Genomic DNA, 12,969 nt, shown 5'->3' on the forward strand with positions numbered 1-12,969 from the left:
GTGTCCGACCGGTTCGGATAACCTGACAGCAACCGGTTTCCAGACCCATTCGCCCGTGACCTAATCGTTATAAAGACGCACAGCGCTCGAACATGCTCTCGATAACCACAAGTGTGTAACTCACAGGTCCCCAAGTCCCAGCCGCCGTGATTCCTCGGCGGCCCGGGCGGATGCCGTCGCGGCGACGTAGCGGTCCATCATGCTGCGCTGCTTCCACCCCGCGATCGCCATCAGCCCACCCTCGGATCCACCCTTGGCCAGCCACCTCGTGGCCGCCGTGTGCCTGGTCCTGTGCGGGTGGAACCCGGTCACGCCCGCCTTCGCCGCACGGATGCCGAGTGTCTTGTGCAGGGCGCGGTACCCGAACCCCTCGCCCTGCTGCCCGAGCCACAGCCTCGGACTGGCGGCGTGCTTGTGGGTACGTCGGCGCCGCAGGTAGCGATCCAGTGCCGCGGCCGTCTTGGCGCCGAAGGCAACAGTGCGCTCCCGTCCGCCCTTGCCGCGGATCAGCGCGCTGCCGGCCTTGACGTTGACGTCGTCGACGTTCAGCCCGACCACCTCGCCGGCGCGGACGATCGCCTCGTTCATGAACCGGATGATCGCCTCGTCCCGGATGCCGGTGAACGTCTTGCGGTCGCAGGTCTTTAGCAACGCGGTGAGCTCGGCCTCGGTGAGCGGCTGGACCACTTTGTCGTCCACCTTGGGTGGCTTGACCCCGATCAGCGGGTCGACCGGGATCTCCTGCTCGTCGGCCAGCCACGCGCTGAACCGCCGGACCGCCAACTGTCGGGCGCGGGCCGTGGACGCCTCGGCGCCGGCGGCGAGCAGCGACCCCACCCAGCTCTGCATGGCGCGCTTGTCGATCTCGTCCGGTAGTCCGTTGGTCTCGCACCACCGCAGGTACAGGCGTGTACCGAGCAGGTACGACGCGATGGTGTTCTTGCTCTTCCGCTCGGCCCTGAGCGCGATCTCCCACGAATCCACCAGGCCGGACACGCCCATGTTTTCCCCTCGATATCTGTACTCGGAGCGTTATGCAGTGCTACCGTACCCGAGTAGTGCACCGAGAAGTAGTGTCTGACCTGCGGAAACACTGGTTCCCGCTCTGATATGAGAGTGCAGATAGCAGGTAGCTACTCGCACCTGGCCTACGTTAGCTCTCGTCCGGCTCGACTGACCGAAATGTCCCTCCGGTCTGACAGGATCGTTCTGTGGCTATCAAGGTCAGTGCCGAAGAGCTCAACCGGGCGACGCTCGCCCGGCAGCTGCTGCTCGCCCGGGAACAGCTCAGCGCGACCGAGGCCACCCGGCGAATCGTCGCCATCCAGGCGCAGCACGCGGCGTCGCCGTACGTCGCGCTGTGGAACCGGCTGGTCGATTTCGACCCCGCCGAGCTCGACTCGGCCTTCGCTGAGCGGCAACTGGTGAAGGCGACGCTGATGCGGTTCACGCTGCACGCCGTCCATCGCGACGACCACTTGCCCTTCCACGTCGCTATGCAGCCGTCGCTCCCGGAGAAGTACCTAACCGACCGTGGTCTCACCCGTCCACAAGCCCACGCCTACCTGCCGGAGCTGCTGGAGTTCGTCGCCGAGCCGCGCAGCAGCGCAGAGGTGGAGGAGTGGTTCACCTCGTACCACGGCGTGGCTGGCAAGGACGTCTGGTGGATCCTCCGCGCCTTCGCGCCGGTCTGTCACTCCCCGACCGGCGGGCCGTGGTCCTTCGGTCAACGGCCGCACTTCGTCGCGGCCTCACCACATCCGGCGCAGTACTCCGATGAGTTGGCCGCTACGGCGCGGGAGACGCTGGTCTGGCGGTATCTCGAGGGGTTCGGGCCGGCGTCGCTGGCCGATGTGGCGCAGTTCGCGAAGATCCAGCGAGCGCACGCCAAGGCCGCGATCTCGGCGCTCGGGGAGAAGCTGGTGGTGCTGGAAGGGCCGGACGGGTCAACGCTGTACGACGTACCGGGTGCGCCTCGGCCGGCCGCGGACACGCCTGCTCCGCCGCGGTTGATGGCGATGTGGGACAGCGCTCTGCTCGCCTATGCCGACCGGTCGCGCATCGTTCCGGCGGAGTACAAGTCTGTTGTCACCCGGATCAACGGCGACGTCCTGCCCACCCTCCTGGTCGATGGGCAGGTCGCCGGCCTGTGGCGCTCGACTGCCGACGGCATCGAGGCCGCAGCCTTTCGTCCGCTGCCTGCGAAGACCTGGAAAGCCCTCAGCGTCGAGGCCTCGATTCTCACCACGTTCTTGGCGGACCGTGAGCCAACGGTCTACTCCCGCTACAACAACTGGTGGTCCGATCTCCCCGCTGCCGAAACCCGGCTGCTCTGATCAGTCCACACACAGGCAGAACGGGTGTCCTGCCGGGTCGAGGAACACCCGGAACGTAGTACCGGGCTGGTGATCGGGCTTGGTCGCGCCGAGCTGGAGGACCGCTGCCTCACCGGCGTCGAGGTCCTCGACCATGATGTCGATGTGGAACTGCTGCGGCACCTCCTGGCCCGGCCACTCGGGTCGGCGGTAACCCTCGACCTGCTGAAAGCAGATGCAGGCATTCTCGGTCCGGATCTCGGCCCAGCCGTCCGAGCTCTCCACCTTCCAATCCAGGACCGCGCCGTAGAACGACGCCAGCGCGCCGGGATCGGGACAGTCGAGGACAACGCTTGGATATCTCCCAATGGCCATACCAGGCACGATATCCACGGTCCCGGACGATCCTCGTCCGGGTTTACCAATAGGTGTTGAGGTCGGCGAGGAGGGAACGGACCGCGCCGCCCTCGGGCTTCTGGTAGAAGTCCAGCGCCACATAGTTAGGCTTGCGTCCCGCGACGGGACCACAGACCCGGCGTACCCGGTCGGCCAGTTTGCTGCCGTTGTCCGCGGCGGCCGAGCCTTCCGACGGGACGTCGCGGTAGTGGTTCATCACGTACAGGCGGCGAAAGCCTGGCTCTTCCTTGGCCAGCGGTACTTCGTCCCACCGGCTGTAGCAGTGGATGTCGCCGCCACCGGAACCGAGGGTCCAGTAGTTCTCCGCGGTCCAGTCCCGGTCGAACATCACGCCGTACGAGTCGCGGCCGGAGCGCTGGGAGAAGACCAGCAGACGGCGGTTCTGGGCGACCAGTTCGGAGAGGCGGGGCCAGCCGTTCTGCCGGACCGCGGCCTGGCCGGGGTTGAAGACGCGATCGGCGAATCCGTTGACCCGGGCAACGGATGTGCGGAGTTCCTCGACGCTGGTGTAGTCCTCGATGAACAAGGTGACGACGGCATCGCGATTGGCGTTGAGGAAGTTGACCACGTCCTGCAGGCCCGCGGTCAGAGTGCGCTCGTTGCCCCAGCAACTGCCGTGGCACATCCGGACGTCACCGTTGTACGAGTGGGCGTCGAGCTGCAGACCGCGCACGCCCTGGGTCAGCTGATCCCGCAGCCGGTACGACTGGTTGGGGAAGCGACCCCAGAAGCCCTCGTCGGTGTTGGCCATCGCGTTGTGCGCGGTGAGGAAGCTGACCTGATCGAGACGCGGGTCCGCGGGCAGTGGCCGGCGCGGCACTTCGAGACCGTTGAGGTACCACTCGGAGCCGGCACCCGAGTCCGGACTCGTGATCAGCTCGCGGCCGGTCGAGGGGCTGGTGGTGACGACATGCAGATAACCACCGCCGGATGGATCCTTGATCCGGTAGCGGCCGCCGAGGTCCTCGAAATCCCAACCGGACAAGGGATTCGTGCAGCTGCGGAGTACGACCTTGGCCTGGTCGCGGGACAGGCACCATGCCTGGTTGGAGGCGAGCTTGATCTTGTGGTGGTCGCCATCGCGCTGCACCTGCCATTGCTGGGCGACCGAGCCGTTCGCGGTCCACTCCTGGATCTCGCGGCCATCGCTGACTCCGCCGCCGTCGAGATCGGCGACCCGGCCGTTCGGCACGCTGACGATGATCACCGCCCCAGCTGGCGGATCGGCGGCCGGCTGGGCGTACGCCGTACCGGCTGAGACGACCAGGGCTAAAGCCGTGGCAGTTAGGAGTCGGATCATGAGCAGGTACCTCCGGCGTCGCACCCCGATCCGGCTGGGCGGTGCGGATCCCGGGGCGTCCCGCACACAGAGTGCCGAAGAGAACGCACCGCGTCAAAATCTCCGCGAGTTGAATTACGAGTCGTCAGCGAGTTGGAGGTCGCGTCCGGCACCGAAGCCCGCGGCCGCCATGGCCAGGGCCAGGCCGATCAGCACGAGGAGCGGAAGGCTCCAGCCACCGGTGTGGTCGTACAGGACGCCCAGAAGCAAAGGGCCGGCGGCAGCCACGAGGTACCCGATGGCCTGGGCCATGCCCGCGAGCGCGGGAGCCTGCGCCGGGCTTGCGGCGCGCCGGCTCTGGAACGTCATCGCCAGCACGATGCAGGTGCCACCGCCGAGGCCAAGCAGCGTGCAAGAGAGGAGCGACATCGCCGGCGCCGTCAGGAGTACGACGAAGCCCGCGGCGATCAGCGCCGACGCGGCCGCGGCCATCCACCGCTGGTCCTCACGCCCTCGCGAGAGCAAGGGAACGACACTGCTGGCCAGCAGGGCGACCACTTGGTAGAAGAACAGCATCCATCCGGCACTGGATGCTGAGGTGCCCTCGTGGGCGAGGATGCTCGGCAGCCAGGCGATGACGGCGTAGAAGCAGAGCGACTGAAGCCCCATGAAGAAGGTGACCTGCCAGGCCAGCAGGGAACGCCAGGGCATCGCGCTTCTGCGTGCGGTGGGCGCGGGACGGCCGGAGCCGTTGCGCATGCGGGGTATCCAGACCAGCAGTGCGGGGATCGCCAGGAGCAGGCTCCAGCCGAGCGACGTACGCCAGGCTCCGGGCAGGACGTCGGCGAGCGGAACGGAGACGCCGGAGGAGATGGCAGCGACGAGGCCCATGACGGTCACGTACAGGGCGCTGACGGTTCCGATCCGGTGGGTGGGCACGGATCGGCGTACGACGGCTGGCAGCAGGACGTTTCCACACGCGATGGCCGCCGACAGCACAACCGTTCCCGCGAACAGGCAGGCCAAGGAGGGAAGGGATCTCAGCAGGGTGCCCGCGGCGAGGACGGCCAACGAGAGGACGAGCAGGCGGGCGTCGCCCAGACGGTGTGACATCCGTCCGACCAGCGGGGACGTCGCAGCGAAGGTGAGCAGGGGAAGGGTGCTGAGCAGTCCGGCCCCGCCGGAGCCCAAGCCGGTCCCCTGCTCGATGGCGGGCAGGAGGACGCCCACCCCGGTCAGTGTGGCTCGCAGGTTCGCGGCCACCAGCACGATCGCGACCAGGAGTCCGAGGGTGACGGCTCGGCCGTTCTGTTTGGTCTCTGTGAGTTCCTGGGAACTCACGTGTCCGCCTCGCCCGCAGCGCGGCGCGATACCTCGACCACCGAGGCGGCAAGGTACCGCGCGTCCGTCTCGTCTCCGGCCTCGACGGCATCCACGAGTTGTCGATGCAGCCGAGCGTGTTCGGCTTGGTCCTCGGCGTTCCAGGGCAGCGCGCCGAGCGCAGAGGTGAGCGCGCTGCCGAGGTACCCGTAGACATCGGTCAGGAGTTCGTTGCCCCCGGCACGGACCAGCGTGCGGTGGAAGTCGCCATCCACTGCCGCGATCGCTTCCATGTCCTCAGTGCTGCTGACCTCGTCGGCACAGTCCAGCAGCCGACGCAGCTCGGCCAGATCCTCCGACGTACGGCGTACTGCGGCCAGGCCTGCCGCGTACTCCTCGAGGATTGCGCGCAGCTCGAAGACGTCCTCGCCGCGAGCAGCTGTCGCGCGCCGGACCAGTACCGACTCCAGTTCGTTGGACGCGCGGACGTACGTGCCGTCGCCGGCCCGTGCTTCCAGCAGTCCCAGATGGACGAGGGCCCGGAGCGCCTCGCGCAGGGTGTTCCGGCTGACCTGCAGCTCTTGGACGAGCGTGTGCTCCGGCGGAATCCGGCTCCCGACCGGCCAGCGCCCGGCCGCGATGTGAGCCCGCAAGCTGTCGACCAGCTGAGCCGACAAGGACGCCGTCCGCTGCGGTGCTTCCAGGCCTTCCATCGGGGAAACCTCCAAATGTAGGACATCTGGCTCCGATCCTTCGTCATCACTGGGGTACGTGTCAAACAAGCAACTTCGCTTGAGGTATTCATTGACAAGAATATTCTTGTGTGTGAATACTTTGACTCATGGATCGGATCGCAGCAGCACTGGGAGACCCGGCGCGGTGGCGCATCGTGGAACTCCTCACCGAGCGGCCCCGGTCGGTCGGCGAGCTGGCCGAGTTGACCGGGTTGCGGCAGCCGCAGACCACCAAGCACCTCCAGACCCTCGCCCGCGCTGGGCTCGTCGTCGTCTTCCCGCTCGGGCAACGTCGCGTCTACGCGGTCGAGTCGGCTCCGCTGGCGACCTTGGCCGGGCGGCTGCGGGACCTGGCCGATGTCACCGAGGCGCATCAGGGCGAGCGGGACGTCATCGCGCAGTACCGGACTTCCATCGACACCGAATCCGCGCTCGCGGACCGGGCGCGGTGGGCGGATGGGCGGACCTTCTCGTTCGAGCGTGTGCTGGCCGCGTCACCGGCCGTCGTCTGGCGGCACTGGGGCGAGCCGGATCTGCTGGCGTCTTGGTGGGCTCCGCAGTCGATGTCTATCACCGAGTGCGCATTGGAGCCGCGGCCGGGCGGACGCGTAGTACTCGAATATCGCGATGCCGAAGGGCGGTATCGCTCCGAGGGACAGGTCCATATCGCCAAGGAACCCGAGCACCTCGTGTTCGACCTCTCGGTGCTGGACGCGGAGGGGGCGGTCTCGTTCACCGGCCACTACGACCTGAAGTTCACCGCGACACCGGCCGGCACCCAGCTGCGGCTCGACCTGCGCATCACCGAATCGACCATCGAGGCCCTCCCGTACATCGCCGGGATCGAAACCGGCTGGGGCCCGGTACTGGACAACCTCGCCGACGCCGTCGGCTCATTCACCGGAAGGAAATGACATGACCGCCTCGACCGACCGCTTGGTGACCGCGAACATCGCCCTGACTCTCGACGGGCGCTACAACGGCCCCGGCGGGCCTGAAGACTTCGCCGCCTTCGTTCCCTTTGTGACCACCGACGTCGCGCGAGACCACATGAGCCGGATGTGGGCGACCGCGACGACCGCCCTGCTCGGCCGCGTCAACGCGGACGGATTCCTTGGGTACTGGCCATCCGTAGCCGACGACGAGAACGCCGACCCCCGCGACCGCGGCTACGCCAAGTGGCTGGTCGACACGGAGAAGGTGGTCCTCTCGACGACTCTGACCGAGGCACCCTGGGAACGCACCCGCATCGTGAACGCTCCCGCCGCGGACGTGGTCACCGAACTCAAGGCAACCGGCCACGGCGACATCCTCATCAACAACAGCGCCACCGTCATCAAGGCCCTCCTCGCGGCAGGCCTCCTCGACCGGCTGTACTTGCTGGTCCTGCCCGTGATCGCCGGCGGCGGCCAACGCCTGTTCGAGGACGGTCTTCCCTCGTCGAACTGGACCCTCACCCACCAAGAGACAGGCGCCATGGGCGAGCTGGCGATGACCTACGACCGCACCTCTTGACTCTGTCTCAGATGGCCTGCGCCCTCGACCAACCGAAGTGAACCTCGGCGTGTCTCGCACCGCAAAGCCGGCGGCGGACGGTGGGTGTCGTACGGGTGGCCCTATGCGGTGTGCTTGGTCAGCCAGGGCAGTACGGCGTTGGCCAGTTGGTCGGCGTCTTCGAGGTGGGCGAAGTGGCCGGCGCCTTCGAGGTGGATGTAGTCGGCGCCGGGAATGGTGGTGGCCAGCGCGTGGGCCCATGCGACGGGTACTGGGTCCAGCTCTGAATGGACGAGCAGCGTGGGGCATTGGATGTCGGCGAATCGGCGCATGGGATCGAGTGCGGCCAGCGATCCCATCATGCGTTCTGGGGCGGCTTGCACGTTGGCTGCGGTGATCTCCGTGAACCCGAGGGCGACCTTCTCGATCGTGGCGCGATCACGGAAGAACGGGACGAAGGTGTTGAGCTGGTGGCGCTCCAGCGTTTCCGGGTCTCGTGCCTGGAACAGCGCCGACTCCTCGATCGTCTTCCTCTCCGCGTTGTCGGCGGCGGTACGGCGAGAGGCCATCTCCTGCTGGAACGCTTGAAACAACTCGGGGATGAGCGGCGGAGCAGGGTTGAGTAGGACGACTGACGCTGTGGCCTCGGGACGCGTACCGGCGTACAAGGCGGCGAGGATCGCGCCGGCGGAGTGGCCGACCAGGTTGACGCGATCGAGACCCAGCCCGGCACGGAGTCCGTCCAGGTCGTCGATCGCTCCGGCGAAGGAGACTCTCCGCGCGTCGCCCAGCGGAGTACCGCCGCTGCCGCGCTGGTCGTAGTACACGAGTTGGAAGGTGTCGGCCCATCGGTCCAGGTCACGCATGTACCTCGCGCCGAGGCCGATCGCCCCGTGGACCACGATCAGCGGGGTGCCGTCGCCGACCACGGAGCACGCGACCTGGATGTCTCCGACGGGGATGGATGTTGCTCTCATGACTGCCTCCTTCATCAGTGGATGAGAGGAGACTGCGCTCCCGGCGGCCTCGAAGGATCGGGGAAATCCCCTATTCGTTGCCCCTGGCCCGGACCGTGGCTGCCTCTGTTCGGGTCTTTACCCCGAGCTTGCGCAGGATCGCGCCAACGTGGTGCTCGATGGTCTTCGCGCTCAAGAAAAGCCGGGAGCCGATCTCGCGGTTGGTAAGCCCTTGCGCGAGCAGGGTCAGCACCTCCTGCTCCCGCACGGTCAGCAGAGCGACATCCTTCGGACCGGTACGACCCCGGACGCCGAGGTCGCGCAGCAGGGCCGCGGCCCGATCGGACTCGTTGCGGGCTCCGAGCCGCTCGAATGCCTTGAGCGCCGATTGAGCCTCGACGACCGCAAGCACGCCTTCCCTGCTCCGCAACGCTTTTGCGAGCTCCAGCCTGGTACGCGCCTCCTCGTACGGCATCCGCAACCGGCCGAACAGCTCCGCGCCACGCCCCAGGAGTTCAATCGCCTCCGGGGCTTCCGCATCGAGCGCCACGCGACCGGCGGCCGCGGCGGCGACAGCAGCGACGCGTGCGTTGCCGGTCTGCGCGGCAATGCTCTCCAACTCAGCGGCCGTTGCGCCGGCGCCTCCGTTGTCGCCGTTCACCAGCTTGGCCTCGGCCAGCAACGCGAGCAGTGGTACAGCGAGCAGTCCGGATCGGCTGATGAGCGACAACTGCCGATCGAGCAATGCGACGGCCGCGGCCGCTTCGCCGCGAGCAAGACGAATCACGGCATCGGCGCGAACTGCCGTCGGCGATCCGCCGTATCCCAGCAGTACTTCCTCAGCCTCTTCTATCCGCCCCTGGGCCATCCGCAGTTGGGAGAGTCGTACCGCCGGATCGACGCAGCGGGATCGCTGGCCGGTGCTGGCCAGCTCGGCAAGGGCGTGTACCAACTCAGCCTCGGTCTCAACCCCCGAGCTCAGCAGGTCGGCCTCACAGGTCGGGCAGAAGGTCAGCAGTGGGAGTTCGTTGTGGCGGTGGACGTAGCCCTCCATGACCTTGCTCCACTGGCGAACGCGATCATCGTCACCGGCGAGATCGCAGGCCAGCACCAGGCTGCAGCAGGTCTGCGCCACCGCCTCGAAGGTGACCGCGTCCTCCCCTGTCGCCGCAGCCATTGCCTGGTCAAGGTGTCCCAGCCCTTCGTCAACCTGACCCAGGGTGATCTGGACCAGCCCCAGCCGGGAGAGTGCGGCCAACTCGAGATCCGGGTCAGCCAACCGGCGGGCCAGCATCAGCGCGGCCTCGGCGTGACCAGCCGCGACCGCGGGATCCAGACAACGCTCTGCCTTGGCCAGGTCGAGATACCCCCGCTCGGGCACGTAGTCCCGATCAGTCAGCAGGTGCTCGGCCCGGGCGAGCCATCCGTCGGCGGCGGGCTCGTTGCCGTGCACAGCCGAATACTCGTGGACCAGCCACAACGCGATGCGCACTGCGCGCGCGACGTCACCCGTACTGCGGAACAAAGCGTGCGCGCGGACTCGTGCGTCAATGGCCTCCGCCGGACGGCCCAACCACCACAGAGCGCGAGCCAGCCCGTCCAGACCTTCGGGTGACATCTCCTGCGCCAGCGCGGCCTCGAATCGTTCGCGGGCCCGATCCCACGCTCCCTCGGACAGCGACAGCTCACCCGCCGCGACAAGCTCCCGCGCGGTCGGTGACGATGCCGAGCCCACCCCGCCCACGCTTGCATAGTGTCACCGCAAGGCCCGCGCAGTCACGGCTTCTTGACTCTGTAGTTGGGTCCAGGGTTCACGATGGAGGCATGCGAACCAGCGAGCTGGCCGGCGAAGCCGGGGTGAACACCGAAACTCTGCGGTACTACGAACGGCGCGGCCTGCTCACCGAGCCACCCCGGACGCCGGGCGGCTACCGCGACTACCCACCCACGACGGTCGACCTGCTCCGGTTCATCAAACGAGCCCAGCAACTCGGCTTCACCCTCACCGAGGTCGAGGAACTACTCCACCTGGACACCGGCGGCCCAGCAAGCTGCGACGCGGCCCGATCCCTGGCCGAACACCGCCTAGCCGACCTCACCCGACGAATCCAGGACCTCCAGCGGATGCACGACTCGCTCACCAACCTCGTCGCCACCTGCGACCTCCCCCGCGCCGACCGCACCTGCGCCCTACTCGAAGCAATCCCAGAGGCAGCCTGATGAGGCTGGAAGTCCTCCACATCCCGGACTGCCCGAACCTGTCGCCGATGCTGCGTCATCTCGCCGAGGCCACCGACCTACCGATCACCACGCGAGTCATACTCAACGACTCCGCGGCCGTCGCCTTCGGCATGGCAGGCTCTCCGACCTTGCTGATCGATGGCGTGGACCCGTTCCCTCCCGACGACTGCGAATGCGGGCTGTCATGCCGGCTGTACCGCGACGAGGATGGCCAAATCGTCCCAGCTCCCTCGATCGAGCAACTCCGCGATGCGATCAACTCTCTGCCGGCACCAGGCGACGTGCTGAGCGCCTGGAGAACTCGCGCTCTGCCGCTGGACCCGATCGAAAGGTCTGTCCAGCAAGCGATCCTGCGTACCTTCGCCACCACAGGCCACCCACCCGAGGCCGCCGATCTAGGCCCGGCCACGGCCGACGGCGGCCGCAGTACGGGCGAGGTACTGAAGGCGTTGCACGAGGCCGACGCGATCCGCCTGACCGAAGACGGCCAGGTCGCAGTCGCCTATCCGTTCTCCACTACACCGACCCGGCACCAAGTCCGGATCGGCTCGGTGGACGTCTACGCGATGTGCGCCATCGACGCCCTCGGCATCGCCCCAATGCTCAACCAGGACACCCTGATCGAGTTCGTCGACCTCACCACCGGCCAGCCGATCACCGTCACCAACACGCGAGGCCTCACAACGTGGGAGCCCGCCGGCGCAGTGGTCTTCATCGGCGCCGAGGCTGGCGGCGGCCCTTCTGCGGACTGCTGCTGCAACTACCTCAACTTCTTCACCAACCAGGCCGCCGCCGAAGCCTGGAGCACCGCTCACCCCCAAGTCCCCGGCCAGATCCTCAACCACCCCGAAGCCGAATCCCTCGCCACCCGCCTCTTCGGCCACCTACTAGCGCCCTAACCCCACGCCCGCTGCCTGGCCGAATAAGATCCGAGGCGTGAACGATCCGAATCTGGCGACTTGGTTGGACCGGCTGCAAGAAGCGTCATTCAGCCAGGGCGGGCAGGCCGTGCGCGCGGCGTACCCGCCCGAACGACGGATGACCGGCCCCCAGCTGGCCGGCTATCTGGAGCGCCGTACCTATGCGCTCGCCTCCTCCACCCGGGCTGACGGCCGTGCCCACGCCGCACCGACGCTGTTCACGATCCACGCGGAGGCCTTCTGGCTCCCCACCGTCGGCGGAGCAGTCCGCCTCCGCAACGTCCAGGCCCACCCGTGGCTAGCGCTGTCTGTACTAGAAGGCGAACACGACACCCACGCCGCAGTACTCACCGAAGGCCCAGCCGAGGTCCTGACGACGGCCCCAGCCGAGGTCCACGACGCCACCCTCCTCCGCAACGCCGGCGGCACCCTGGACTGGGCAACAGCCTGGCTACGAATGACCCCCCACCGCCTCTTCAGCTTCGCCGAACACGCCTGGCAGGAAGACTCCTAGATCACGCTCTGAGTCCAGGGCCCGTTGCTGCGGCGGCCCCGCTCGCAGAGGAGCTAGGGTGTGCGGCGTGCGAGTGCTGTTGGTCGAGGACGACGACAATCTGCGATTCGGGATCGCCGCCGCGCTGCGTGCCGCCGGACTGGCCGTCGACGAGGCCGCCGACCTGCCCCAGGCCGACGAGGCGCTGTTCGTCACCGCGTACGACTGCGCCGTCTTCGACCGGATGCTCCCGTCCGGGGACGCCGCCACGTACGTGGAAACGCTGCGCCGGGGCGGCCGGGAGGTCCCGGTGCTCTTCCTCACCGCACGCGACTCGGTCGCCGACCGTGTCGAGGGCTTCGCGAGCGGCGGTGACGACTACCTGATCAAGCCGTTCGCCGTCCCGGAGCTGGCCGCCCGGGTACGCAGTCTCTGCCGGCGCTCTGCGGTCGTCCGCCCGCCCGTCCATCACGTCGGCGACCTGGAGATCGACACCGCCCGCCGGCGCGTGCACCGCGCCGGTGTGCTGCTCACCCTGACGAGCCGGGAGTTCGCGGTCCTGGAGATGCTGGCCACGCGTGCCGATCAGGCCGTTTCCCGCTCGGAGCTGCTGGAGAGCTGCTGGGACGAGATGGCCGAGCCGCAGTCCAATGTCCTGGACGTCCTCATCTCTCAGCTCCGCCGCAAGCTAGGCCAGCCGCCGCTCATCCACACCGTCCGGAGCGTCGGCTACCGCCTCGCCGCGGACGGCTCTTCGTGAACCGGCGGCGAGCGAGGGTCCGTGGGTCGGGGCAGGTCAC

General features: G+C 67.8%; 14 protein-coding genes. 7 read left to right on the forward strand and 7 right to left on the reverse strand.

Annotation, left to right across the window (positions count from 1 at the left end; genetic code table 11):
* Positions 1-120 precede the first annotated feature (120 nt).
* A complete protein-coding gene (locus A3ES_RS0106090) occupies positions 121-1,002 on the reverse strand; it encodes a tyrosine-type recombinase/integrase (protein WP_020385896.1) in 882 nt (293 codons plus the stop codon).
* A gap of 209 nt (positions 1,003-1,211) precedes the next feature.
* Here A3ES_RS0106090 and A3ES_RS0106095 point away from each other — a divergent pair, with 209 nt between their 5' ends.
* A complete protein-coding gene (locus tag A3ES_RS0106095; protein WP_020385897.1) occupies positions 1,212-2,336 on the forward strand; it encodes a winged helix DNA-binding domain-containing protein in 1,125 nt (374 codons plus the stop codon).
* Here the strand turns inward: A3ES_RS0106095 and A3ES_RS0106100 are convergent, their stop codons facing one another.
* The 4 genes from A3ES_RS0106100 to A3ES_RS0106115 form a co-directional block, all read right to left on the reverse strand.
* Positions 2,337-2,690: a VOC family protein gene (locus A3ES_RS0106100; RefSeq protein ID WP_020385898.1), complete on the reverse strand. Its 354-nt coding sequence runs from the start codon at positions 2,688-2,690 to the stop codon at positions 2,337-2,339.
* Positions 2,691-2,733: 43 nt separating this feature from the next.
* Positions 2,734-4,032, reverse strand: a complete 1,299-nt coding sequence (locus A3ES_RS0106105; RefSeq protein ID WP_020385899.1) for a phosphoinositide-specific phospholipase C-related protein — start codon at positions 4,030-4,032, stop codon at positions 2,734-2,736.
* A gap of 114 nt (positions 4,033-4,146) precedes the next feature.
* The gene (locus A3ES_RS0106110) at positions 4,147-5,352 is read right to left on the reverse strand and encodes a CynX/NimT family MFS transporter (protein WP_020385900.1); all 1,206 of its coding nucleotides are present in this window, start codon (positions 5,350-5,352) and stop codon (positions 4,147-4,149) included.
* Entirely contained in the window at positions 5,349-6,044 is a 696-nt protein-coding gene (locus A3ES_RS0106115; RefSeq protein WP_020385901.1) for a FadR/GntR family transcriptional regulator, read from the reverse strand. Before A3ES_RS0106115 ends, A3ES_RS0106110 begins: the two co-directional genes overlap by 4 nt.
* 128 nt (positions 6,045-6,172) lie before the next feature.
* Here A3ES_RS0106115 and A3ES_RS0106120 point away from each other — a divergent pair, with 128 nt between their 5' ends.
* A complete protein-coding gene (locus tag A3ES_RS0106120; protein ID WP_020385902.1) occupies positions 6,173-6,979 on the forward strand; it encodes a metalloregulator ArsR/SmtB family transcription factor in 807 nt (268 codons plus the stop codon).
* 1 nt (position 6,980) lies between these two features.
* A complete protein-coding gene (locus tag A3ES_RS0106125; RefSeq protein WP_020385903.1) occupies positions 6,981-7,580 on the forward strand; it encodes a dihydrofolate reductase family protein in 600 nt (199 codons plus the stop codon).
* Between the two features lie 101 nt (positions 7,581-7,681).
* On the opposite strand, the gene A3ES_RS0106130 is transcribed toward A3ES_RS0106125, so the two are convergent.
* Both A3ES_RS0106130 and A3ES_RS0106135 read right to left on the reverse strand, forming a co-directional pair.
* Positions 7,682-8,536, reverse strand: a complete 855-nt coding sequence (locus tag A3ES_RS0106130; protein ID WP_020385904.1) for an alpha/beta fold hydrolase — start codon at positions 8,534-8,536, stop codon at positions 7,682-7,684.
* A 70-nt stretch (positions 8,537-8,606) separates the two neighbouring features.
* Complete coding sequence (locus A3ES_RS0106135; protein ID WP_157630362.1) at positions 8,607-10,259, reverse strand: response regulator transcription factor; 1,653 nt, start codon at positions 10,257-10,259, stop codon at positions 8,607-8,609.
* A gap of 80 nt (positions 10,260-10,339) precedes the next feature.
* Between A3ES_RS0106135 and A3ES_RS0106140 the strand changes: the two genes are divergently transcribed.
* The 4 genes from A3ES_RS0106140 to A3ES_RS0106155 all read left to right on the forward strand — a co-directional run bounded on the left by A3ES_RS0106140 (position 10,340) and on the right by A3ES_RS0106155 (position 12,929).
* Entirely contained in the window at positions 10,340-10,735 is a 396-nt protein-coding gene (locus tag A3ES_RS0106140; RefSeq protein ID WP_020385906.1) for a MerR family transcriptional regulator, read from the forward strand.
* Positions 10,735-11,655 carry an alkylmercury lyase family protein gene (locus tag A3ES_RS0106145; RefSeq protein WP_020385907.1) on the forward strand — a complete coding sequence of 307 codons (921 nt, stop codon included), beginning with the start codon at positions 10,735-10,737 and terminating at the stop codon, positions 11,653-11,655. Before A3ES_RS0106140 ends, A3ES_RS0106145 begins: the two co-directional genes overlap by 1 nt.
* A 37-nt stretch (positions 11,656-11,692) precedes the next feature.
* On the forward strand, positions 11,693-12,190 hold the full coding sequence (locus tag A3ES_RS0106150) for a pyridoxamine 5'-phosphate oxidase family protein (protein WP_020385908.1): 498 nt from the start codon (positions 11,693-11,695) through the stop codon (positions 12,188-12,190).
* Positions 12,191-12,257: 67 nt separating this feature from the next.
* Entirely contained in the window at positions 12,258-12,929 is a 672-nt protein-coding gene (locus A3ES_RS0106155) for a response regulator transcription factor (RefSeq protein ID WP_026162595.1), read from the forward strand.
* Positions 12,930-12,969 lie beyond the last annotated feature (40 nt).

Source organism: Kribbella catacumbae DSM 19601 (assembly GCF_000372465.1).
GTDB classification, from domain to species: Bacteria; Actinomycetota; Actinomycetes; order Propionibacteriales; family Kribbellaceae; genus Kribbella; species Kribbella catacumbae.

Coding starts and splice junctions, on each gene's coding strand:
- A3ES_RS0106115 (WP_020385901.1), bottom strand. CDS start 6,044: ATGGAAGGCCTGGAAGCACCGCAGCGGACGGCGTCCTTGTCGGCTCAG.
- A3ES_RS0106145 (WP_020385907.1), top strand. CDS start 10,735: ATGAGGCTGGAAGTCCTCCACATCCCGGACTGCCCGAACCTGTCGCCG.
- A3ES_RS0106090 (WP_020385896.1), bottom strand. CDS start 1,002: ATGGGCGTGTCCGGCCTGGTGGATTCGTGGGAGATCGCGCTCAGGGCC.
- A3ES_RS0106130 (WP_020385904.1), bottom strand. CDS start 8,536: ATGAGAGCAACATCCATCCCCGTCGGAGACATCCAGGTCGCGTGCTCC.
- A3ES_RS0106125 (WP_020385903.1), top strand. CDS start 6,981: ATGACCGCCTCGACCGACCGCTTGGTGACCGCGAACATCGCCCTGACT.
- A3ES_RS0106105 (WP_020385899.1), bottom strand. CDS start 4,032: ATGATCCGACTCCTAACTGCCACGGCTTTAGCCCTGGTCGTCTCAGCC.
- A3ES_RS0106120 (WP_020385902.1), top strand. CDS start 6,173: ATGGATCGGATCGCAGCAGCACTGGGAGACCCGGCGCGGTGGCGCATC.
- A3ES_RS0106100 (WP_020385898.1), bottom strand. CDS start 2,690: ATGGCCATTGGGAGATATCCAAGCGTTGTCCTCGACTGTCCCGATCCC.
- A3ES_RS0106140 (WP_020385906.1), top strand. CDS start 10,340: ATGCGAACCAGCGAGCTGGCCGGCGAAGCCGGGGTGAACACCGAAACT.